The organism is Maricaulis sp. B-26 (genome assembly GCF_056857855.1).
Map to the genome: position 1 here is coordinate 80731 of NZ_JBSXNX010000014.1, position 22161 is coordinate 102891.

Annotated in this window: 16 protein-coding genes; 9 read left to right on the top strand and 7 right to left on the bottom strand. The window is 65.6% G+C overall.

The window, feature by feature from the left end; all coding sequences use genetic code 11:
- Positions 1 to 17 precede the first annotated feature (17 nt).
- Positions 18 to 1601 (top strand): hypothetical protein, encoded by a 1584-nt coding sequence (locus AC13HB_RS03195; protein ID WP_482948275.1) that lies wholly within the window; start codon positions 18 to 20, stop codon positions 1599 to 1601.
- A gap of 162 nt (positions 1602 to 1763) precedes the next feature.
- The gene (locus AC13HB_RS03200; RefSeq protein ID WP_482948276.1) at positions 1764 to 2036 is read left to right on the top strand and encodes a hypothetical protein; all 273 of its coding nucleotides are present in this window, start codon (positions 1764 to 1766) and stop codon (positions 2034 to 2036) included.
- A 193-nt stretch (positions 2037 to 2229) separates the two neighbouring features.
- Here the strand turns inward: AC13HB_RS03200 and AC13HB_RS03205 are convergent, their stop codons facing one another.
- Positions 2230 to 2958, bottom strand: a complete 729-nt coding sequence (locus AC13HB_RS03205) for a polysaccharide biosynthesis/export family protein (protein ID WP_482948277.1) — start codon at positions 2956 to 2958, stop codon at positions 2230 to 2232.
- Between the two features lie 88 nt (positions 2959 to 3046).
- On the opposite strand from AC13HB_RS03205, the gene AC13HB_RS03210 reads away from it, so the two are divergent.
- From AC13HB_RS03210 to AC13HB_RS03220, 3 genes are all read left to right on the top strand, one after another.
- Complete coding sequence (locus AC13HB_RS03210) at positions 3047 to 4582, top strand: GumC family protein (protein WP_482948278.1); 1536 nt, start codon at positions 3047 to 3049, stop codon at positions 4580 to 4582.
- 69 nt (positions 4583 to 4651) lie between these two features.
- Positions 4652 to 5281 carry a P-loop NTPase family protein gene (locus AC13HB_RS03215; RefSeq protein ID WP_482948279.1) on the top strand — a complete coding sequence of 210 codons (630 nt, stop codon included), beginning with the start codon at positions 4652 to 4654 and terminating at the stop codon, positions 5279 to 5281.
- Positions 5278 to 6552 (top strand): O-antigen ligase family protein, encoded by a 1275-nt coding sequence (locus AC13HB_RS03220; protein ID WP_482948280.1) that lies wholly within the window; start codon positions 5278 to 5280, stop codon positions 6550 to 6552. The genes AC13HB_RS03215 and AC13HB_RS03220 overlap by 4 nt, the downstream gene beginning before the upstream one ends.
- On the opposite strand, the gene AC13HB_RS03225 is transcribed toward AC13HB_RS03220, so the two are convergent.
- Genes AC13HB_RS03225 through AC13HB_RS03240 form a run of 4 tightly spaced genes read right to left on the bottom strand, consistent with a single transcriptional unit; the run spans position 6549 to position 10640 of the window.
- Entirely contained in the window at positions 6549 to 7478 is a 930-nt protein-coding gene (locus tag AC13HB_RS03225) for a glycosyltransferase family 2 protein (protein WP_482948281.1), read from the bottom strand. The two genes, AC13HB_RS03220 and AC13HB_RS03225, sit on opposite strands and share 4 nt — an antisense overlap.
- Positions 7475 to 8242 carry a polysaccharide deacetylase family protein gene (locus tag AC13HB_RS03230; protein WP_482948282.1) on the bottom strand — a complete coding sequence of 256 codons (768 nt, stop codon included), beginning with the start codon at positions 8240 to 8242 and terminating at the stop codon, positions 7475 to 7477. Before AC13HB_RS03230 ends, AC13HB_RS03225 begins: the two co-directional genes overlap by 4 nt.
- On the bottom strand, positions 8239 to 9186 hold the full coding sequence (locus tag AC13HB_RS03235) for a glycosyltransferase family 2 protein (RefSeq protein ID WP_482948283.1): 948 nt from the start codon (positions 9184 to 9186) through the stop codon (positions 8239 to 8241). The genes AC13HB_RS03230 and AC13HB_RS03235 overlap by 4 nt, the downstream gene beginning before the upstream one ends.
- Positions 9183 to 10640, bottom strand: a complete 1458-nt coding sequence (locus AC13HB_RS03240) for an oligosaccharide flippase family protein (RefSeq protein ID WP_482948284.1) — start codon at positions 10638 to 10640, stop codon at positions 9183 to 9185. Before AC13HB_RS03240 ends, AC13HB_RS03235 begins: the two co-directional genes overlap by 4 nt.
- A 170-nt stretch (positions 10641 to 10810) precedes the next feature.
- Here AC13HB_RS03240 and AC13HB_RS03245 point away from each other — a divergent pair, with 170 nt between their 5' ends.
- Positions 10811 to 11890, top strand: coding sequence for a GNAT family N-acetyltransferase (locus AC13HB_RS03245; RefSeq protein ID WP_482948285.1), 1080 nt, complete (start codon positions 10811 to 10813; stop codon positions 11888 to 11890).
- On the top strand, positions 11887 to 13101 hold the full coding sequence (locus AC13HB_RS03250) for a glycoside hydrolase family 5 protein (protein WP_482948286.1): 1215 nt from the start codon (positions 11887 to 11889) through the stop codon (positions 13099 to 13101). Before AC13HB_RS03245 ends, AC13HB_RS03250 begins: the two co-directional genes overlap by 4 nt.
- On the opposite strand, the gene AC13HB_RS03255 is transcribed toward AC13HB_RS03250, so the two are convergent.
- Positions 13098 to 14630, bottom strand: coding sequence for an exopolysaccharide biosynthesis polyprenyl glycosylphosphotransferase (locus AC13HB_RS03255; RefSeq protein WP_482948287.1), 1533 nt, complete (start codon positions 14628 to 14630; stop codon positions 13098 to 13100). The two genes, AC13HB_RS03250 and AC13HB_RS03255, sit on opposite strands and share 4 nt — an antisense overlap.
- Before the next feature lie 205 nt (positions 14631 to 14835).
- On the opposite strand from AC13HB_RS03255, the gene AC13HB_RS03260 reads away from it, so the two are divergent.
- On the top strand, positions 14836 to 16449 hold the full coding sequence (locus AC13HB_RS03260) for a SulP family inorganic anion transporter (RefSeq protein WP_482948288.1): 1614 nt from the start codon (positions 14836 to 14838) through the stop codon (positions 16447 to 16449).
- A gap of 112 nt (positions 16450 to 16561) precedes the next feature.
- Positions 16562 to 19765: an amidohydrolase family protein gene (locus AC13HB_RS03265; RefSeq protein WP_482948289.1), complete on the top strand. Its 3204-nt coding sequence runs from the start codon at positions 16562 to 16564 to the stop codon at positions 19763 to 19765.
- A 115-nt stretch (positions 19766 to 19880) separates the two neighbouring features.
- Here AC13HB_RS03265 and AC13HB_RS03270 read toward each other — a convergent pair whose 3' ends face one another.
- Positions 19881 to 22100: a TonB-dependent receptor gene (locus AC13HB_RS03270; protein WP_482948290.1), complete on the bottom strand. Its 2220-nt coding sequence runs from the start codon at positions 22098 to 22100 to the stop codon at positions 19881 to 19883.
- Positions 22101 to 22161: the final 61 nt, after the last annotated feature.

Sequence of the window (22161 nt, forward strand, 5' to 3'; positions counted from 1 at the left end):
GGGACAGGGGGAATGTCATGTCGGAGGCTGCCAATGCCAGTCCGGCTGCAAAGCCGACACCGGACGCGGATGCGTTCCGGCGTGCGGGGCTGACCATGGCGGAGGCCCGGCGCCGTGCTGCCGTCGCCCGTTGGCGCGATGAAACCCAGTCGCCCTGGGAGGCATCTATTCCGGGCGTCGCGCTCTGGCTCGTCTGGCGTTTCTTCTTCAAGGGATTGCAACCGGCCTGGATGCTGGCCTCGCTCGCCGCCCTGGCGTGGTTCGGGGCGCAATGGCTCTCGGCCGCCGGCGGGATCGCCGCCGTGTCCGATCCGCAGCCGGACAGGAACGAGCGGCTGGGCACGGTCATTCGACCGCACCTTCCGCTTGGCGCCGATGCGCGCCGGTTCTGGAATGCGCAGATGGTGGCCGCCCTCGACGGCGATCGCCGTCGCCGGCCGGATATCGACCGTTTCCGTTCCTGGGCGGCACTGGGGCCCGATCTGGTCGGCCGCGAGCGGCTGGCGCTGGAGACTTTGGCGGGGCCCGCCGGCCCGGCGGCGCTCGATGCGCGTCTGCGCGCCGGTCCGGACTGGGAGCGCCGCCATGCGCTGCAGGATGCCTTTGCGGCGGAGCTGGCGCGCGGGGAAGACGTGGACCTCCAGCCGCCGCAACTCGCCTTTGCCGATCTGGCCGTCGTTCAGCGTCAATCCGTCTCGCTCTTCCAATGGTCCGTGGCTCATGCCAGCGCGGAGATGTTCTTCCGCGGCGATCATCGCGGGCAATTCGAAATGCGCAGCCTGTCGGGCCTGGTCGCGGATGGTGCGCGCGATACGCGCCTCTATGGCGGCGTCCGGCATCTCGTCATGCAGGCCTGCGCGCGGGGCGGGGCCGGTATTGCGGCCTGCGCCGAACCGATCATTCCGCGCGAGGCGCCGGATGATGTTCGCTATGCATTGGCAGCGCTGGAGGCCGGCCTGGTCCGGCTGCAGCTCCCGGCCTCCCTGTCACAATCCGGCGCAGAAGTCCTGCAGGCCGCCCGACAGGCCGGGCGCCTGACGCCGGCGCTCGAGGCAGAGCTCACCGCCCGGCTGCCTGCCTTGATCCCTCCATCCCTCCTCGATGCGTGGCTTGCAGACAGCCCGGAGGATATGGGGCTGGCCTTCGCCAATCCCGGGCGCGCCCGGCTGGCCATGCATGCCGCGATCGATCTGAGAACACACCCGGACGCTGTTGCCGTCTCCGAACTGCTTCGCGAGATCGCCATGGTACGGCGCGAAACATCGGCGATTACCGCCATTCGCGTCATGCCCGCGATCGGTACGGTCGGCGATGCCGCAGCCATGCATCAGACGGCGCGCGTGGCGGGCCCGGCGCTACTCGCGCTCGTCGAGCTGACCGGGCGCGACGCCTTTACCGTTCTGGAAGCGCCCGAAGCGGTGTCGCTACCCGGTCCGGATCCGCATGTTCGCAAGGGTCTGTCGCTCGCGGGTTTGTCGGCAATCATCGTTCTCCTGCTGACGGTTATCCGGCTCGCGACGCCGCGCCAGATCCGCGACGCCAGCCGCCTAAGCTATCTGGACGCGGCCGTGTCGCGTTTATGTCTTGGTAGGAAAATCTAACGGATTTAAATACTTAAGGCGTATTATTCCTGATTCTCCTTAACCTTAATGCAATCCTCTTTGCTCAGGATCGATCTCGTTCGAAGGGCATTCGGACAGGATGGTGGTGCGAATGACAGGCAAAATGCCGCATTCGCCAAAGTGTAGAGTAAAGGGAAGACAATGGCTTTCACGGACGTAGAAACGGCCCAGGCCCATCAAGCGGTGTTTGCAGATCCGACGGGAGAGGATCTGTGCAAACTCGGTATCCTGTATTCCACTGGTCAGGGCGGCGAAATCGACTATGTCGAAGCCCACAAGTGGTTCAACCTCGCAGCCCTGATGGGGTCGGAGCCGGCGAAATACTATCGCCAGGAAATCTCCGACCAGATGTCGGGTTCCCAGGTCGCGGCCGCGCAACGCGCCGCACGCGAGTGGCTCTCGACCCGCCACTAACCGGCAAACAGACAAGCAGGCCCTTGAAGGGTAATCTGCGCTTTGCCGTCCGCAAGGCTGGCGAGTGGAAGCACTCGCCGGCGGCCGGACCGGCGCGCCGCTTCGGACGGCGCCATCAGGCTCGCATGCCCGCTCGTTTCGTCGAGCGCAGGCGTGGCGGGCTTTTCTTTTGCGTGAAAGGACGCGGCGGGCGTCAGTTATTGGTGATGGCGTCCGCGATGGCGTAGGAGAAGGCCTGGTCGAGCGGGATAATGCCGGTCACGTACTGATCCACGAAGACATTGATCTCCGCCACCGTCGAGCGCGGCACGAAAATGATGTCGTGACGGCGGATCTGGATCCCATCTGCACCGCTCCGCCCGCGCAGGGCGTCGCGCAGATTGACCGTCCGCATCATCAGTTCGCCGCCCGGCGAGCGGCGCAGAACGACGACATCGCCGCGTGCCGCCGTGTCGCGGAAACCGCCCGCCAGCATGACCGCCTCGAGCGCTCCGACCGGACCGCTCATCTCGATCAGGCCCGGCGAATTGACCTCGCCGCCGACGATGATGTTCTGGGCAGCCAGCTCGCCGCGGCGAACCTCCACGATGGGCGATACGAGCACGTCCCGCGCATAGGCGTCCGCAATGACGTTGGCGATCTCGTGATCGGTGCGCGCGGCGACCATGATGTTCGGCAGCAGAGGCAGGCTGACGCGCCCGTCCGGTCCGATCGGGACCGTGCGGGAAAGCTCCGGAGCGGAGTGCACCGTGACTTCGATCGAGTCGCCCGGATAGAAGCGGTATTCCGGATCCGTCTCCTGCCAGGCCGCGAAACGGGGCTGGCCCCAGGCGGCTTCCGGTGCCGTGTCACGGCCATGGCCGGCGCAGCCGGCGGCGGCGAGCAGGGCGGCAGCACAGATGCCGGTTCGAATGGTCCGCATGAGACTTCCCTCGGATTCGTGTTTCGGGCTGAATTTCACCCCTTCATGGATAAGGAAAAATTAAGCGCGGATCGGCTTTTATGCAGGCATGACACGCGCGTCGCATATTCCCGGTCAGTCCGATGGACGATCGAGCGGGACCGGCTACGGTGAAAATCGTGAGCTGGACCTGTTCGACGTGATCGCGCTTGCCTGGTCCGAGCGCTTTTTCATCATTCTGGTTTTCGCGGCGATTTTCGCCGTCGGCGCGACGCTTTCGCTGACCCAGCTGAAGCCGAGCTACGAAGCCGAGTCGCGGCTGATCGTGCTGCTCGACGAGGACCCGACGCCGGCCGCCGCCGGCCTTGGCGGCGCCTTCATGCTCGATCAGGTGCTGCAGTCGGAAAGCCAGCTTCTCAGCTCCGACTCCGTACGGCGTCTGGCGCTCGAAACGCTCGGCGCGGAAGCTATTCTCGGACGGCCGGTCGAGGGCAATGCGCAAACCGCTGCATTGCGTACGCTGCGGGGCGGATTCTCGCTGTCGCGCGCACCGAACTCCACGACGCTCAATGTGCGCTTCGAAGCCGACGATCCCGAGCGCGCGGCGCTGGTGCTGAACGCCATCGTCGATGCCTATCTGTCCTATCGCGAACAGGTTCTGGTCGAGACGGGCGTCAGCGGTCTGACCGTCCGCCGAGCCCAGGCCAATGAGGCGCTGGCCGCAGCCCAGGGCGAACTGGACACCTTTCTGATCGCGAACGACCTGTCCGACTTCGAGAACGAACAGCAGACGACGGAAAACCTCGTCCGGAACCTGACCGAGCGCGTGAACTCTGCCGAAGCCGAGCGCGATGCCGCCATGGCTGGCGCTGCCGCACTTCGCGCCCGGCTGCAGCAAATTCCGGAAAACATCGAGCTTTATGTCGAGAACGGCGTGGCCGGCCTCCTGCTCGACCGCCGCGCCGAACGCGCCAGCCTTCTGGCTCGCTATCAGCCGGGCGCACCGGCCGTGCTTGCCATCGATCGCGAGATCGAGGCGATCCAGGACTTTATCGCCTCCGGGGCAACCGAGGGCCAGGGGCAGCGGCGAACGGGCGTGAATCCGGTTCGCCAGAGCCTCGAATCCGAACTGGCGACGCGCGAAGCCAATGCCCGCTCGCAGGCTTCGCTTGCAGCATCGCTGGAACGTCAGCTGCAGGAGAGCCGGACCGAAATCGCGCGCCTGCGGGCCCTGGAGCCGGAATATACCCGGATCGCCCAGGACCTCGCTGCGGCCGAACAGACCGCCGCCTCGATCGCGGCGCTTGAATCCTCCGCTTCGGCGCGCCGCGTGCCCGGTCTGGGCGCGGCCGATGCCGTGCGTCTGATCGACAGGGCCTCGCCGCCGCTCGACGGCAGTTCCATGAAAAAGCTCGGCTTTATTGCATCTTTCGTGCTTGCGGGCGGTGTCGCGCTCTTCCTCGGCCTGCTGCGGGGATATTGGCGGACCTATGTTCGCCAGAGCGTCATGCCGGTGCCCGTCGCGCGTCGTGACGGCCCCGGTCCGGTAGGGCGTCGGTACGCGGCTGAACCGGTCGAGGCTGTGGCCCGCGAACCCTGGGAAGACCTGCCCGTTCTGGCGCGCATTCCCGACCGCTCCGCGTAAGCGCAACGTTAACTACACGTCTGGCAGGATTGGGTTTCTGTTCAAGTAGAGTTGCGTGCGGACCCTCCGATGAATCTCACTGCCGATCTGTCCCAGCTGATCGACCAGCTCGAGCCGATTGCCCGGCCGGGCGGGGAAGGGCGTACGCTCATGGTCATGGGCGCGGGACCCGGCGCGGGTGCTTCCACGGTCGCTCGCGAGCTGGCGCGTCTGGCCGCCAAGCGGTCGGAGCGGGGCGTCTGGCTGTTCGATCTCGAGTTCACGGGTAATCCGCAGGCCGCCGCCACGCGTGTGCGTGGACAAGCCTATAATGCCGGCTTCGGACGCGAGCCGTTCTGGTCCATCCAGTCCGGCAAGGGCCGCGCCCGCGTGGTTGCCCGGGAATCCGTCGTTCGCAATCTTTTCGTGACCGAGCTCCAGGCCGAGCCGGGCACCGAGCCGCGGGTCATCATGCGGCCGGCTCCGGATTACTGGGACGCGGTTCGCCGCTCCATCGATTTCGCAGTCGTGGACGCGCCCGGCGATACGCGGGCGCCACTGGCGCTGTCCGGCGATATGGATGGTGTCATCCTCGTTGCGGACGGCCGCTCCAGCCAGAGCGCCGGTTTCGAGGCACGCCGTCAGGCGATCGAGGCGCGCGGCGGCGTGGTGGCCGGCGTGATCGTCAATCGCTGGAATGGTGCACGGAGCGCGGCATGAGCCTCGCTGCGGCCCGTGAGCCGGCCTTTATCACGGCCTGGCGACAGGCACCGCCCCTTCGTTTTGCGGGGGTTCTTGAAGGCGGGCTTGTCGTCGCGTGTCTCTTCCTCTTTTCCCAGGCGCTGATCGGACCGCTTTTCGCCGATGCGGCCGGGGCCGAGGACTCCAAGATACTTCGTCTGATCTGGTTGCCGGTCTATGGGGCGACGATGGTCATGGCCGTTGCGCGCCCCGGGGCCATGTTGCGAACGCTGGCCGGGAACTGGCTGATGCTCGGCCTCGTCGGACTGACGCTGCTGTCGGTGACCTGGTCGATCGATCCGGACACGACTTTGCGCCGCTCCTTCGCGCTGATCATGACGACCCTGTTCGGCTTCTGGCTGGCCTCGCGATGGTCCTGGCGGGCGCTGATCGGGCTGATCGCCACGACCTTCGGCCTGCTTGCGGTCAGCAGCACCTTCATGGCGCTTTTCGTGCCCTCCATCGGGATCGACCACGGCGTCCATGCCGGCGCCTGGAAGGGGGGCTGGTTCGAAAAGAACGCACTGGGCGCCTTCATGGCCTGGGGCGCGGTTAGCGGTTATGCGGCACTCAATGCGGATCCGAAGCGCCGCTGGATCTGGATGGGGCTCGCCGTGCTGTGCAGCGCGCTCGTCCTGCTCTCGACCTCCAAGACCGCGCTGTTGTCACTGACGCTGGGAACCGGCGGCGTTATCGGCATCGCGCTGTGCCGCCGCGGCTTCGGCTTCGCGGCGCTGATGCTGTTTCTCGGCCTGACCGGAGCGCTGCTCGCCGGTCTGGTCCTGCTGATCGCACCGGTCGAAGCGCTCGAGGCACTCGGACGCGACGCCACGCTGACGGGACGGACGGACATCTGGGCCGTTCTGGTCGGCGCAATCGCCGACGAGCCCTGGACGGGCTATGGCTACAAGGCGTTCTGGGTGGTCGATGAAGGGCCTGTCTTCTGGGTGCGCGAGGCTACGGCCTGGCCCGTCCCGACGGCGCATAATGGCTGGCTCGAGATTGCGCTGGCGCTCGGCGTGCCCGGCGTCGCGCTCATGGCCTTGATCTATCTGCGTCTGCTGGTGCGCAGTCTCGCGCGACTGTTCCGTGGTCCGGAGACCTATTGGGTTCTGCCCTTCGCCGCGATGGTCGGACTCGTCTCCATCTCGGAGAGTAACCTGCTGCAGCAAAATGCAATGAGCTGGACCCTGCTCGTCGCCGTGTCCGCCAAGCTCGGCCAGCGGCGCGAGCCGCAGGCGTCCGGCTAGGACGGCTGGTCCGGGACGGCATCGCCGCTGCCATAGAAGCGCGGCACGAAGAGATCGGTCCAGAACAGTTTGCCCGCACCCTGAACGGCCTTGTCGACGAGCGTCGCGGCCTGGGAAGCATGCAGCAGCGTGGCGAGGCCTGCGAGGGGGGCGAACACGCCCATCTGAACGAGGCCGACGGCCATCCAGAAAGCGACCCCACTCCATCGAACAGGCTCGGCGTGGCGGCAATTCTGGGTCGCGCCCTGACCGAAGGCGAAGCTGCGTGCGAGCAGGTATTTCAGCCGGTTGCGATCGCCGTCCACGGTTTCGATCGCATGGGCACGGGCAGACCAGGCAAAGCGCGCACCCTGGCGGGCGAGCAGGGCGAAGAAGAGATCATCCTCGCCGCCGCAGGTATTCATGCGTGGGTCGAAGGGCGCTTCGGGCAGGGAGAAGGCTTTCCGGTCGACCAGGGAATTGCCGCAGCCATAGGGCTCGTCCAGCCAGCGGTCTTCGTCAGGACCGACACGGGAATAGAGACGACGGGCGAGGTCGCCGCGCAGTCCGTCCACACCGGCCGCATCGCCGCGCAGGGGGCCGAAAACCACCGGAGCTCCGAGCGTTTCGGCCGTCGTGAGCAGCGCATCCAGCCAGCCGGGTGAAGCCACTTCGTCATCGTCCAGGAAGGCGATATAGCGCCCGCTCGCCGCGGCGAAGCCCGCATTGCGCGCATTCGATACGCCCGGTCGCGGTTCGTGCACATAGACGACCTTGCAACGCGCGACGGCCCGTGCCGTGCGGGACATGCCTTCCGCGTCGCCATCGGGCGAGTTGTCCACGATGACGATTTCGTCGGGCTGGCACGTCTGGGCGATCAGGCTCTGAACCGCATCGCGCAGCCCGTGCGGGCGCTTGTAGGTCGGCAGGATGACGGAGATGCTCATGCTTCCACCTCCAGCATCAGTGTCGCTTCCGCCATGGTCATGACGCGTGCGCCGCTCTCCTCGACCGCGCGGCAGACCCGTTCGAACTGGTCCGGCGTACAGCCCCATTGCGTGGGCGCGTCCTGGATGTCGTGCGCGTAATAGATCAGCCAGCCCGGGTGACGGGGCAGGCTCTGGGCTGCCTCGACAGCCCGGTCGATACCGGCCTCGCCGCCGTCGACGGGAACGGATTTGAGCAGGTGGCGGTCGCATTCGCCGCGATTGATGTCGGCCTGGATGCCGCGCAGCGTGGCGAAGCGTTCGCCCAGCGCGCGCTTCGCCGCCGGCGTTGCTTCGCCGTAAGCGAACGCGAAACTCGTAATGTCCTGGTCGAGCCCCATGGCCTCCAGGGCGCGGGCATTGCGCATGACATCAGTCATCAACTCGGACGTCTGCACGGACGACGCATCGAGATGGCCATAGGTGTGACAGCCGATCTCATGCCCTGCTGCCGTCAGCCGCACGATATCGCCCATGTCGAACATTTCGCCGTGATGCGTCTCGCCGCCGGCGAAGGCCGCGGAGGCGTAGTAGGTCCCGGTCCAGCCGCGCCGCTCGAGGGCTTCGGCGCCCGTAGTGGCGGCGGATTTGGGAAAATCGTCGAAGGTGAAGGTGACGATGGCGTGGTCGAGATCGACGCGCATGGGCGCCCGGGCTGCGAAGCGCGCCCAGCGGCGATTGAAGCGGGAGATCAGTCCGGATCCGGGCAGATAGGGCAGGGTCATTGCAGCGCCTCCGCAGTCCAGCTGGCGCGCCACAGCTTGAGGGCCGTCGTGCGCAGCTTCATCGGCAGGCGGGCCTGCCGCGTCAACATCGCCCAGAGACCGCGCAAGGCGGACTGGCCGGGAATGCGACGCAATATGCGGGCCACACGCGCGCCGGGCAGGCGTCCCAGTTCGCGATGCTTGTCGAGCAGGCGCCGATAATTCACCGCGCCGTCGCGGAATTTCTCGAGCAGGGTCTCGGCATTCTGCAGGCCCGCATGGCCGGCCGGATTGTCGACATGGACGAGCTTGTAGCCGCGGGCGGCACGAACGGCCCAGTCGACATCCTCCCAGCCCCAGCCTGCGAAGCCCTCGTCATAGCGGATCGCCCGCATGACGCCGGCCCGAACGAGGACATTGCTGGCGCAGAAGGCGCTCGGCCCGATCGCATTACGGCTGGCCGCATCATTCTGGTCGCTGACGCGCGAGAGCGCGGCGTGAAGCTGAAGTTCCGGCGCGTCCGGCCAGAGCGTTTCGTACCCGCCGAACGCGGCGTCGCAACGCTCTTCCGCGATCAGGGTGCGGTAGCGCTCGAGGAAGTTCGCATCGCCCGGCAGCATGTCGGCGTCGAGATAGAGCAGCCAGCGTCCGCGGGCCTGTTCTGCCAGCAGATTCCGGCCTGCGGCGCGACCGCGATTGCGCAGCGAGGTCAGCAGGCGGCCCGGCGAGGCGATATCGGACAGGGCAGCTGCGATCTGCGCATTCAGATCCGCATCGGGCTCGCCATCATCGTGAAGCAGGATTTCCAGATCCGGTTCGCCCGCATTGATGCGGTCGAGCGCTTCGATCAGCGGCCTCGGATCGTCCTTGTAGAAAGGGATGAGGACCGAGATGCGGACATCGGTGGCAGTTTCGCTCGCTGTATTGGCGAACGTGCGCACCGGGTTGTTGACGACCGCATTCATGCCTGGACCTCCGCCGGCTTGAGGAGAGAGCGGGCGTCGCTCACCCACTGCCGGCATCCGGCAATATCCAGCAAATATGCTGAAATCCCGTAAACCATGATCCCGGTGAGGGCCTGTGAGCCGAGCAGGATCCAGGGATTGGCGAAGTCCGGCACGGTAAACACGGCTGCGGCCATGATGGCGGTCGCCGCGCCGGCCTTGATCCATTCGGTCCAGGGCAGGGGCAGGGCGAAATGCTTGCGGCCCAGAATGGCGCAGACGATCAGCGAACCGGCATAGGCGAGGACGGTCGCGATGGCCGCGCCCTGAATGCCGAAGAGCGGCAGAAAGACGAGGTTGAGGCCCAGATTGACAAGTGCAGCGCCGAACATGATCGCCGCCATGGCGCCGGTCCGGCGTTTCAGCGTGAAGGCCTCGTGGAAATAATAGGTCATCATGCCGTTCATCAGACCGGACAGGGCGATCCAGGGGAGGATGCCCGCCGCTTCCGCGCGCACGCTTTCGCCGATCACGATCTGGGTCAGCGGCTCGGCCACCAGGGCAAGACCGGCAGCGGCCGGGAAGCAGATCAGGCCGATCAGGCCCGCAGCGCGGCCGGCCACAGCCTTGGCGGCATCCGGACCCTCGCGCTCAAGCGCCTTGATGGTCAGCGGCCAGACCGCGGCGCCGAACCAGATGAAGATCACGTCGAGCAGGCGGTCGGCGAGACCGTAGCCGGCGGCATACATGCCGACTGCGCCCTGTCCCAGGAAGGCCGCGATCAGGAAACGGTCGCCGACAGAAAGCAGGTGTTCGAAGATCAGCGACATGGAAACCGGCATGCCGTAGCGGGCATAGGCTTTCGCGCGAACCGGCTGGCGGCGGCCCCGTGCCGTCCGGCGCAGCATGACCGGCAGGTCGAAGACCAGCATGACCGCGGCGGCGACGGCTGTGCCGGCGAAAATCCCGGCCGCGCCGAGATCGGTGGCGAGAATGATCCCCACACCGGTCATGAAACCGACAAGGAGATAGCCGGCTTCCAGCGCCGAATAACGGCCGACTTCGCCACCGGCGCGATGCGTCTCCAACCCGATCTGGAGCCCCGCGCGCAGCAAAAGGGAGATAATGGCGAAGCTCAGCGCCGTCTTCATGGCCGTGTCGAGCGGCAGCAACTGCACGCCGCCGAGGAGGACGATCGCCGAACCGAGCGCGATCGCGCCATAGAGCGCATAGGCCGTGGCGAGATGTTCGCGCATACGGCCCCGGCGGTCAGCCCGGGCATGAAAGCGTGCGACGGCGGCCTCGAGCCAGGTGAACGTCACGATATGGGTCAGGGAGAGGGCAGCGAGGGCCAGGGCGTACTGGCCGTATTCGTCTGCCGACAATATGCGCGTGAAGACGGCAACCCCGCCAAAGCCCACAAGGGCCTGGGAAAACTGTACGGGCATATACCCCAAAAGATGCCGTCCAAGCATGGCACGCTCCACTCGCCTCACAAGCGAGGCTCGCAAGAGGCGTGCCGTCCTGTGAGGGAATGGGGTGGGCGCACGGATTTGCCGGCTCCCGTTCACCGCCCGCTAAGGCGTTTGCGCTAGGCTTGCAGCTTGAGATCGCTGCAGGGGTGAGCGGGGAGTACGGGACGAAGATGGATATCGCGATCAGGAAACCGAGCGAGCTGGGGGCGGCCGAACGCGACGCATGGCGCGAATTCGTGGCTGCGGACCCGGCGCTGGGCAGCCCTTATTTCGCAGTCGAATTCGCTGAATGTTGTGAAGAGGCGCGCAATGATACCCGCGTGCTCGTGGTCCGGGAAAACGGCCAGATCACCGGCTTCCTGCCGTTCCAGCAGGGCCTTGTCGGCTATGCCCGCCCGCTCGGCGGCCCCTTGAGCGATGTGCATGGCACGATCGGCGAACCCGGCCGGGAGTCCGATCCGCGCGCCTGGCTCCGCGAAGCCGGTATTCCGGTCTTCGAGTTTCACGGGGCCCTGGCAAGCCAGCGGGGCTTCCACGAGGGCGCTGCCGAATTCGACGGCTCCTGGATGATCGATGTCTCGAACGGGTATGAGGGCTGGGAAGCGCAGCGCCGGACGGTGTCCTCGAAGCCGCTCCGCAACATCGCGACGCGCTACAAGCGGCTCAACGAGGTCGAGGGCGGGTATAATTTCGTCATGGCGGACGATCGTCCGGACGCTTTCGAGAAGATGATCGACTGGAAGCGCGAACAGTATCAGACCACCGGCGTTTTCGACGTTTTCTCCGTGCCGTGGACGCGCAAGCTGCTGGAAGCGATCATGCGCCGCCAGTGCGACCATTTCTCCGGCGTCTGCTCGACCCTGAATATCGGCGGCGAGATCGTCGCCGTACATGTCGGCATGATGTCGGACCGGGTTTGCCAGTACTGGTTCCCCACTTTCGATCGCGCCTATTCGACCCTGAGCCCTGGCCTGCTTTTGCTGGTGGAGACGATCCGGACGGCCGAGGCGCTCGGCCAGCAGGGTATCGAACTCGGGCCGGGCGAATTCGGCTTCAAGAAGGATCTCTCGACCTATCAGGTTCCATTGGCCACGGGGACGTTCTGTACGCCCAGCATGCTGGGACATCTGCACCAGATCGGCGCTGCCATGGTGAAGTCGGCCGAGGCCGCGCCGCTCGGCCCGGCGTCCGCCTGGCCCGGCAAGGCCATGCGCAAGATAGACCGGCTCGCCGGCTTCTACGCCGCATGATGCGGCCTGACCGGCGCCGCGTGCTGGGCCTGGGTCTGGCGGGGGCCGGTGCGGCATCGCTGGGTCTGGGCGGTTTCAGGCTCCCGGGCGAGCGCAAGATCGATCTGTGGGACACCAGCCGCGGGGGGCGCCTGCGCGGCGCCGTGATCAGCCAGCGCCGGGTCTATCACGATATCGACGGTCCCGAATTCCTCGGCCCCGGTCCGGTGGGCAGCCCCATCTCGGATCATTCGCTAGCGGGGCTGGCATCGTCCGGCGCCAATCTTCTGGTCCTGTCCATGCCCGGCCCCTGGGCGGTTGCCGCGCCTTATGCGCCGGAGCCCGCCATCATGGATCATCTCGACCGGCTGGTGCGCCGCTGCGAACGCGCGGGACTTTTCGTGGTGATCGGGTTCCGTTCCGGCCCCGGTCGCAGCGCCTTCACCTTCCATCGCGACAGCGCCGGCAGCTGGTTCCCCGCGGACCGTGTCGACGAGCACTTGTGGCGCTCGCGCGAGGCAGCCGATGCCTGGATCGGGATGTGGCGCGAGGTTGCGCGCCGCCTGCGCGATCGCGGCAATGTCGCCGGCTATCTCCTGATGGTCGAGCCCAATGCGAACCAGGTCGCGCCGGGACCCGATGGCGGCGATCTCGAGGAATGGGACCCGAACCGCCTGGCGGACCATGTCGCGGGGACACCGGCTGACTGGCCGGCGCTCGCTCGCCGCATCGCCACGGGCGTGCGCGAGGAGGACATGGAAACACCGATCCTGGTGAGCCCGGACGGTTATGCGAACAGACGCTTTGCCGGCCTGCTCGATCTCGATGCCGTTCCGGGACAGGTTCTGGCCCTGCACGATTACTCGCCGCGCGCCTATACCCATCAGCGGGTGGAGAATCCGGTCGAGTATCAGCCCGGTGACGGCGCCTTCGAGGCACCCGACCGGCGTTACTGGATGATGGGCGAATTTGGCGTTTCGCGCTGGGCGCCCGGAGCCGGTCGCTATCTCGCCGAGCGCATCGCGGCGCTGGAAGCGGCCGGGGCAGGCTGGTCGGTCTTTCGCTGGGATACCGGCTGGCGTCTCTACGAGAACCGGGAAAACCGCTTCAATCCGCGTTACGGCTCCGCGCCGGACGCGATGCTCGTCGACCCCGGCAATGCGCTGATGCAGGCCCTGGAAGCGGGATGGCAGCGCAACAGCCTGCGTCCGCCAGGGGCACTCCGCCTCTAGCGGATATTGATCTTGTCGCCGAGCAGGGCGGGCAGGGTTCGCAGCATGATCCAGAGATCGAACCAGACATTCGCGCGCGCGATATATTCCAGGTCCAGCTTGACCCGTTCACGAGCGGCTTCCGGCGTGTGAAGGGGGCCGCGCGAGCCGTTGATCTGCGCCCAGCCGGTAATGCCCGGTTTCACGCGGTGACGGTGCGCGTATTCGGCGACGAGATTGGACGTCTCCGTGCCTCCCGTGCGCATTTCCGGCGCGTGCGGACGCGGTCCGACCAGCGACATCTCGCCGGTAATGACATTCCAGAACTGGGGCAGTTCGTCGAGACTGGTCTTGCGCAGGAAGCCGCCGATACGGGTGATACGCGGATCGTCGCGCTCGACCTGCCGCGTCGCCTTGTTTCCGGTGTCGGGATCGAAGCGCATGGAGCGGAATTTCAGCACCTGGATCGGGCGACCGTTAAAGCCCTCGCGGGTCTGGCGGAACAGGATCGGGCCTCGGCTGTCCAGGCGCACGGCAAGCGCGATCAGCACCATGACGGGCAGGCTGGCGAGGAAGAGGGGGACGCCCAGGGCGAGGTCCTGGAAACGCTTGAGGACGGCATGACCCAGTCGCTCCTCCGGGCCGCTCATGCGGGCCGAGCGGACGCCGACAATGTCGTCGAGCGAGGTCTCTTCAGGGTCGAACTGGTCGATATCGAGGAGCAGGCACACCTGGTGCGGCAGAATCCGGAGTTTTGAGAGCAGCATCTGGACACGCTCTTCGGCCTTCGGCGTGACCGTCAGAATGATGCGGTCGACCTCGTGCAGAAGCGGCCATTCGAACAGGTCCTTCGTAGTGCCCAGATAAGGCGCGCCGGCCAGGGATTGCGGCGCGCGCGACTTCCGGTCGTCGAAAATGCCGACGACATTCACGGTTCCCGATCCGGAATTCGCCATGATCAGCTTTTGAGCGTTCGGTGTCGCGCCGACGAGAATGACATTTCGCGCCAGCCGTCCGGCCTTGGCCCAGTGTTCGACGAAGCCGGCATAGATGACGTGGAGCAGGGTGAGGGCGCCGACCGATGTCAGCGCGAATGTGGCGATGAGGGGCAGGTTGGTCTCGGCAGTGAGATGCGCGAGACCTGCAGCCAGGGCGCCCGAGAGCCCGGTGGCGATGAAGGCGCGCACTACGCGCATGGCGGCCGTCTCGCGCGGATCGACATGGTAGAGGCCGAACCCCGCCAGCAGCGTCGGGGCGGCGAGGGCGAAGGCCACGAGCGGCAGCAGGTCCCCGGCCGGAAGACGCGTCGGTGCGCCGCCGGACAGAACCCAGACGCCGACAGCGGAAAGCAGGGTCACGGTAAACAGGTCGATCGTGCGCAGGGCATGACCCAGCGCCTTCCGGTTGACGCGGTTCTGCGGCGTGCGGTCCTGCGCCTTCAGCTGGGCGCGCGTCAGCGCAGCGGTTTCGTCGACCGGTTTCGGGACGAAGTCCGACGTATCATTGGCAGGGCCGGTCTGAACGGCGCGATCTGTGCTCGAAAAATCCACGGCTTTCCCCATCTCAAGCCGCATCCTTTTGCCAGACCAACCGAAATATTTGGTTGAGAAGCATGGTTAGCGAAACCTTATGTGCCGCCTGTGCTACCCTGCACCTGAAGGGTGGTTTTCTGTTGCGGTGCAGCATATGACGGCCCCCGGCTCATACTTCGCCTGCCTGATGGCTGCGCAAACCCAATCCGACGGATCTGACCCGATGCTGAAAACCTCTCTTGCCGTGTTCACGGAGCGTCTCGCCGCGAGTATTCGCGACCGCGGGGAATTGCCGCCCCTGACGCCCGGACGTATCCGTATCGAAGTGCTGGCGGGCCTGACCGTCGCGCTGGCGCTGGTTCCCGAAGCGGTGGCCTTCGCCTTCGTGGCCGGCGTGCCGCCCCTGGCCGGGCTCTATGCCGCCTTTATCGTCGGATTGATCACGGCGCTCTTCGGCGGCCGTCGCGGGATGATCTCCGGTGCGACCGGCGCTCTGGCCGTGGTCATGGTCCATCTCGTGGCGACGCATGGCATCGAATACCTGTTCGCTACCGTAGTGGTGATGGGGATCATCCAGATTGCGGCGGGCATTTTCCGGCTTGGCAAATTCATCCGTATGGTGCCGCACCCGGTCATGCTGGGCTTCGTCAACGGGCTGGCCATCGTGATCTTCCTGGCGCAGATGGAACAGTTCAAGACGGTGGATGCGGCCACGGGCGAACATGTCTGGATGACCGGCTTCCCGCTCGTCCTGACGCTCGGACTGGTGGCGCTGACCATGGCGCTGATCTGGGCCGTTCCGAAAGTCACCAAGGCCGTACCGGCACCGCTGGTCGCCATCGGCGTGGTGGCGATCCTCGTGATCGGGCTGGACCTGCCCGTGCCGCGAGTCGGCGATCTCGCTTCCATCGAGGGCGGTCTGCCGCAATTCCACATCCCGATGGTTCCGCTGACTTTCGAGACGCTGGAAATCATCCTGCCCTACGCTTTCATTCTTGCGGCGATCGGCCTGATCGAAAGCCTGCTGACGCTCAACCTCGTCGGCGAGATCACCGGCCGCCGGGGCGGTGCCTCCCAGGAGTGCCTGGCTCAGGGCGCTGCGAATCTCGTCACGGGCTTCTTCGGCGGCATGGGCGGCTGCGCCATGATCGGCCAGTCAATGATCAATGTGAAATCGGGCGGCCGCCTGCGGCTTGCCGGAATCTCGGCTGCGATCTTCCTTTTGCTCTTCATCCTCGTCGGTTCCAGCCTGATCGAGCAGATCCCGCTGGCGGCGCTGGTCGGGGTGATGTTCATGGTCGTGATCGGCACTTTCGCCTGGCAGAGCTTGCGCATTCTGACCCGCATCCCGAAATCCGACGCCTTCGTCATCCTCCTCGTGACCGGCGTGACGGTCTATGCCGATCTGGCCATTGCCGTGATCGTGGGTGTCATCGTCTCCGCTCTGGTCTACGCCTGGAAGGCCGCTGCCCACATTCATGCACGCACCGAGGCGGGCGATGAGGGGCAGAAGGTCTACAAGATCGAGGGGCCGCTCTTCTTCGGTTCCATCGCCGGCTTCATGGAGCTCTTCGACGTCGAGAACGACCCGGACCGGGTAATGATCGATTTCGCGGAATCGCGCGTGGTGGACCAGTCCGCCCTTCAGGCGATCGAGGATCTGGCCGTGAAATACGACACGGCGGGCAAGCAGCTGGAACTGCGCCATCTCAGCCGCGATTGCCATCGCCTGCTGAGCCGGGCAGGCCAGCTGATGATCGATAGTGATGACGACCCGGCCTACGGGATCGCGGCGGACTATACCGTGAAAATCGGCCGTATGGGCGGTGCGCACTGAAGGGTCACGCAACGCGCCGCAGCAGCCTGCTGCGCTTCACAAAATGGTTAGTTTGTCGGCGGGCCCGCGCGGACCTATTCTCCCTCCCAAAGCAATCGACAAGGGGGGGAATATGTCCCGTTTTCTCGCGGCACTGACCGCTACGACCATCCTCGCTTCAGCGCCGGGCCTGGCCCTGCAGGACGAGGCCGCCGAGGCCGCCGAGGCCGATGCCGGCTGGGATGTCGCCAATCCGCCGCTCGAGACGCGCGCGATCGACATCAATGTCACCGAGGGCACCTGGATGTCGCTGGACGTCAGCCCCGACGGCCGGACCATCGCCTTCGACCTGCTCGGCGACATTTATGTCATGCCGGCATCCGGTGGCGAGGCGACGAACATCTCCTCCGGTCTGCCCTGGGAAATCCAGCCGCGCTTCTCGCCCGACGGCAGCCAGATCGCCTTCACCTCGGATCGCGGGGGCGGGGACAATATCTGGATCATGGATGTGGACGGTTCCAACCGCCGCCAGCTGACCGAGGAGAGCTTCCGCCTTCTCAATAATCCGACCTGGCACCCGTCCGGACGCTATATTGCGGCCCGCAAGCATTTCACTACGACGCGCTCGGCCGGAACCGGCGAAATCTGGCTCTATCACGTGCTCGGCGGGGGCGGCGTCCAGCTGGTCGAGCGTCCCAACGAGAACTTCCAGAAGGAGCTCGGCGAGCCGATCTTCTCTCCGGATGGCCGCTACGTCTATTACACGCAGAATGTCACCTCCGGTAACACCTTCATCTACGCGCAGGACTCGAACACAAATCTGTTCGATATCCGTCGCTACGACATGGAGACCGGCGAAACCGACACGGCCGTTTCCGGTGCCGGCGGCGCGGTCCGCCCGGCTCCGTCTCCCGACGGCCGTTACATGGCCTTCATCCGCCGCGATCGCATCCGCTCCGGCCTGTGGATCAAGGACCTCAATACCGGCGAGGAACGCCGTCTCGTCGAGACCGTCGACCAGGACATGCAGGAAACCTGGGGCGTGACCGGCATGTATCCGAACATGGACTGGATGCCGGACAGCGGCTCCATCGTCTACTGGGCGGATGGCGGCATCAACCGGGTCGATATCGAGACCGGCGAAGTCACCAACATCCCGTTCAGCGTCAACGATACGCGCGATGTGATCGATCCGCCGCGCCCGGCCGTCGAGGTGGCGCCAGAGACCTTCACCACGCGCATGGCCCGCTTTGCGGCGGCGTCGCCGGACGGCAGCCAGGTGGTGTTCGAAAGTCTCGGCCAGCTCTGGATTCGCGACACGGATGGCGGCGAGCCGCGCCGGCTGACCCGCAATGAAGGCGATCATCGCGAGGCCTTCCCGACCTGGTCGCCGGACGGACGCACCATCGCCTTCGTGACCTGGGACGACCAGGAGCTTGGCTCCATCCGCACCATTTCGGCCCGCGGCGGTCGCGAGCGCGTCGTCACCGACGAGCCCGGTCACTATCGCAATCCGCGCTTCTCCCCCGACGGAGAACTCATCGTGTTCGAGAAGGGCGAGGGCGGCTATCTCACGGCGCCCGAATGGTCCGAAACCTCCGGTATCTTCGTGGTCGAAGCCGATGGCGGCGACATGACCATGGTGTCCGATGACGGTACGCTGCCGCACTTCGGCGCGGACAGCGACCGGATATTCCTGACCCGGCGCGGCGGCAACCTTGTCTCGATGGATCTCGACGGCAGCGATGAGCGCACGCACGTCACCGGCGATCTGGTCACCGAATACCAGGTCTCTCCGGACGGGGCGCATGTCGCTTTCCGCCAGAATTACGACGTTCACGTCCAGCCGCTCCTGCCGGGCCCGCAAGCGGTCGCCGGCGGCAGTCCCAGCTCCGCCCTGCCGACCGTCGAGGTCAGCGGCAATGGCGGGAGTTATTTCCACTGGAGCCGAAACGGCGAAACGCTGAACTGGTCGATGGGTCCTGTGCTCTATTCGTCCGACGTCGCTGACTTCCGGCCTAACCCGGACGGCGACAACGAGTATTCGCCGCCGACTGAGGGCATGGACCTGTCTGTCATCGCCCAGGCCGACGTTCCGACCGGCATGACGGCTCTGGTCGGTGCCCGCATCATCACCATGGCAAGCGAAGACGGCGGGGTCATCGAGAATGGCACGGTCCTGATCGACGGCAACCGCATTGCGGCGGTCGGCGCGGACGTGGACGTGCCCGAGGGCGCACGTGTGGTCGATGTGACAGGGCACACCATCACGCCGGGCTTCATCGATGCCCACGCGCACGGCCCGCAGGGTACCGGCGACATCATCCCGGAGCAGAACTGGTCTGCGATCGCCCATCTCGCCCTCGGCGTGACGACGATCCACGACCCGTCCAACCGGGCCAGCCAGATATTCGCGGCGTCCGAATACCAGCGCACGGGCAATTATCTGGCTCCGCGCATCTATTCGACCGGCGAGATCGTCTATGGCGCCCGTGCGCCGTCGGTCTATGCCCAGATCGAGAACTATGAAGACGCCGAAGAGCATGTCTTCCGCCTTGCCGCGCAAGGGGCTCACTCGATCAAGAACTACAACCAGCCGCGTCGCGAACAGCGTCAGCAGGTCGTGGCCGCCGCCATCGAGGCCGGTCTGGAAGTGGTCGCCGAGGGCGGGTCCAACTACCACATGGACATGGCCATGGTGGCGGACGGCAATACCTCGATCGAGCACAATCTGCCGGTCAACGTCTTCTATGAAGACGTGCTGTCCATGTATTCCCAGACCGAAGTCGCCTATGTGCCGACCATCGTCGTCACCTATGGCGGTCTCGCCGGGGATCCCTACTGGCGTCAGGCGACGGATGTCTGGCGTCACCCGATCCTCTCGCAGCACGTGCCGCCGCGCGTGCTGCAGGCAGGCAGCGTGCGCCGCACGACCGCGCCGGAAGAGGACTTCGTCGATGACGACAATGCCCGCGAGGCATTGCGTCTGATGGAGCGCGGCGTCGATGTCGCGATTGGCGCACACGGGCAGCAGCAAGGCCTGGCGGCTCACTGGGAGATGTGGTCCTTCGTCCGGGGCGGTTTCACCCCGCTGCAGGCACTCGAGGCCGCGACGACCATGCCGGCCCGCCATCTGGGCTTCGAGGCCGATCTCGGCTCGCTGGAGGAAGGCAAGCTCGCCGACCTCGTTATCATGCGCGAGAACCCGCTCGAAGATATCGGCAATACCGACGAGATCGAATTCGTCATGCTGAACGGCCGTCTCTACGACGCCGACACCATGAACGAAACGGTCACCGGCGACGCGCAGCGCCAGCCTTACTTCTGGGAGGACTAGGCTCAGACCTGCGGCGCTGCTCCGGCGGCGCCACGCGTCGTCCTGCCGGTTCAGGGCACAAAAAAAAGCCCCGGGCGATCGCCCGGGGCTTTTCCGTTTCAGGCTGTATGCCCGACTAGTTCAGGTCCATCCGGAACGAGGCGCCCCAGATGCGCGGCTCGTTCACGAAGCCGGTATTGTTGTTGAAGTCGATACCGCCGACGAGGTTTTCCTCGTCGGTGATGTTGCGCACGAAAAGGGCAGCTTCATAGTTGCGGCCATTGCCCATATAGCCGGCATAGCCGAGGCGCAGACCTCCCTCGAAATTGCCGTCCGAGTAGAACTCTTCCGACTCATAGAGGAAGAGGTTCGTCTCGCCTTGGTAGAACCAGTCCGTATAGGCGAACCACTCGCCGCCATTGGCGGCCGGGATCGAATAACGGGCGGTGAAAGACAGGATGTATTCCGGCGCCTGCGGGAAGGGATTGCCGTCCACTTCCACGAAGGTGTCGTTGTCGGCGTCCGGGTCGAGAACGGTGCACTGCGCGCAAACGCCGACTTCCAGCGTATTGTCCTGCAGCTCGGTCTCGTTCCAGGAGAAGCCGGCGGTCACGAACAGGTTGTCGGTGACCCACATCTCGCTGTCGATCTCGATGCCGTAGCCGACACCTTCATCCGCATTGACCAGCTGGACAAGGTTGCCGGCACCGCCGACAGCCGAGAGCTGCAGGTCGGAGACCGTGTAGTAGTACGCCGTCGCGTTGAAACGCGCGCGACCGTCGAACGGCTCGGACTTGTAGCCGATCTCGTAGGAGATCGAGGTTTCGCTGTCCGCGACGGACGGGTTGCCGAAGAAGGCGATGTCACGGCCCTGGATCGTCGGGCCGCGGAAGCCGCGGGCGATCCGGGTGAAGACAGCGCTGCGGTCGTCGAGGTCGTAATAGGCCGACAGGTCCCAGCTGACCTGCTCGTCGGACACGTTCACCGGAGTGTGCGGCACGACGGAGACGAGCGTGGTCAGGTCCTTCTCGTCGTTCGTGAAGCGGACGCCGCCGGACAGTTCCAGGCGATCGGTTGCCTGGTGGCTGGCCTGGGCGAAGACCGACCAGAGTTCGTTCTCGTGACGGACCGTGGTGGCCGGCGGGAAGCCGCCATTCGGACCGACCGTGGTGATGTCGAACTCGCTGTCGAACCAGTAGGCACCCAGCTGCCAGCTGGTGGCGCTGTTATTGTCAGAGGCGATGCGGACTTCCTGGGTGAACTGGTCGAGCTGGTCGATACCGTCCTGCGTTTCCGACGGGAAGGGAATGAAGCCCGGGCCGGTGACCAAATTGCCGCCGTCGATATCGCCGAGGCTGTAGCCTTCGGCCGACTCGTAGCCGGTGATCGAGGTCAGGCTGTATCCGTCGCCGTAATAGTTCAGCGTCGCGCTCGTGCCCCAGCTGTCATAGGCCTGCGGGTTGTTGAACGTGCTGTCGAAGAACACCGTGTCGCGATCGAAATTGGCGTTCAGGTCGTTATTGCCCGGGCCGATGATGTTGGCGCGGAAGACAGCGGACGTACCGTTCAGCGAGCGGGCATGCACGTTGAACAGGGCGTCGAAATTGTCGTTCGGCGTGAACAGGAATTGCAGGCGTCCGGCCCATTCCTCGTGGCCGCCGAGCGCATCGTTTTCGCCGGTGAAGGCATTATTGATCCAGTCTTCGCGGTTCTGGGTCATCACCGAGAGACGCGTGCTCAGCACGTCTTCGATGAGGGTGCCACCCATGGCGCCTTCGAAATTCACCGTGCCGAGAGAGCCGACCGTGATGCTGGCGAAACCGTCGGTTTCCTGACTCGGGCGGACGCTGTCGAAGGAGATCGTGCCGGCTGTCGTGTTGCGGCCGAACAGCGTGCCTTGCGGGCCGCGGGCGATTTCAACCTGCTGGATGTCGAAGAGCGGGAAGCTCTTCAGGATGACGTTCTCCATGACGATCCCGTCCATGATGACGGAAACCGGCTGGGAGGCCGCAAGGTCGAAATCGGTATTGCCGAGACCGCGAATGTAGAAGCGCGGGGCCACACGGCCGTTGGAGCTCTCGGCGTAGAGGCTCGGCACGCGTGCGGCGAGGGTCAGGATGTCGGCGCCGCCTTCCGTATAGGGGGCGAGGTCTTCGCCGGAAGCCGCGGTAACGGAGTTGGCGATGTCCTGGACGTTCTCCTCGCGACGGGTCGTCGTCACGATGATGGTTTCGACGGTCGAAGCGCCGGTGTCGTCCGAGGTCTGGGCGAGGGCCGGGGTCGCGGCGGTGAGGGCCAGGAGGCTGACGCCGGTCGCGGCCAGGAGCTGTCTGGAAGTGGCGGAGCGGAGGATCATGATGTGGGATTCCCGGAGTGGTACGCGGTGAAGAGCGCAGTTGTTGTGCGTCGCAGCAAAA

What these genes read in the sequence shown, in the direction of transcription:
- AC13HB_RS03195 (WP_482948275.1), top strand. Translation starts at nt 18, where the DNA reads ATGTCGGAGGCTGCCAATGCCAGTCCGGCTGCAAAGCCGACACCGGAC.
- AC13HB_RS03200 (WP_482948276.1), top strand. Translation starts at nt 1,764, where the DNA reads ATGGCTTTCACGGACGTAGAAACGGCCCAGGCCCATCAAGCGGTGTTT.
- AC13HB_RS03205 (WP_482948277.1), bottom strand. Translation starts at nt 2,958, where the DNA reads ATGCGGACCATTCGAACCGGCATCTGTGCTGCCGCCCTGCTCGCCGCC.
- AC13HB_RS03210 (WP_482948278.1), top strand. Translation starts at nt 3,047, where the DNA reads ATGACACGCGCGTCGCATATTCCCGGTCAGTCCGATGGACGATCGAGC.
- AC13HB_RS03215 (WP_482948279.1), top strand. Translation starts at nt 4,652, where the DNA reads ATGAATCTCACTGCCGATCTGTCCCAGCTGATCGACCAGCTCGAGCCG.
- AC13HB_RS03220 (WP_482948280.1), top strand. Translation starts at nt 5,278, where the DNA reads ATGAGCCTCGCTGCGGCCCGTGAGCCGGCCTTTATCACGGCCTGGCGA.
- AC13HB_RS03225 (WP_482948281.1), bottom strand. Translation starts at nt 7,478, where the DNA reads ATGAGCATCTCCGTCATCCTGCCGACCTACAAGCGCCCGCACGGGCTG.
- AC13HB_RS03230 (WP_482948282.1), bottom strand. Translation starts at nt 8,242, where the DNA reads ATGACCCTGCCCTATCTGCCCGGATCCGGACTGATCTCCCGCTTCAAT.
- AC13HB_RS03235 (WP_482948283.1), bottom strand. Translation starts at nt 9,186, where the DNA reads ATGAATGCGGTCGTCAACAACCCGGTGCGCACGTTCGCCAATACAGCG.
- AC13HB_RS03240 (WP_482948284.1), bottom strand. Translation starts at nt 10,640, where the DNA reads ATGCTTGGACGGCATCTTTTGGGGTATATGCCCGTACAGTTTTCCCAG.
- AC13HB_RS03245 (WP_482948285.1), top strand. Translation starts at nt 10,811, where the DNA reads ATGGATATCGCGATCAGGAAACCGAGCGAGCTGGGGGCGGCCGAACGC.
- AC13HB_RS03250 (WP_482948286.1), top strand. Translation starts at nt 11,887, where the DNA reads ATGATGCGGCCTGACCGGCGCCGCGTGCTGGGCCTGGGTCTGGCGGGG.
- AC13HB_RS03260 (WP_482948288.1), top strand. Translation starts at nt 14,836, where the DNA reads ATGCTGAAAACCTCTCTTGCCGTGTTCACGGAGCGTCTCGCCGCGAGT.
- AC13HB_RS03265 (WP_482948289.1), top strand. Translation starts at nt 16,562, where the DNA reads ATGTCCCGTTTTCTCGCGGCACTGACCGCTACGACCATCCTCGCTTCA.
- AC13HB_RS03270 (WP_482948290.1), bottom strand. Translation starts at nt 22,100, where the DNA reads ATGATCCTCCGCTCCGCCACTTCCAGACAGCTCCTGGCCGCGACCGGC.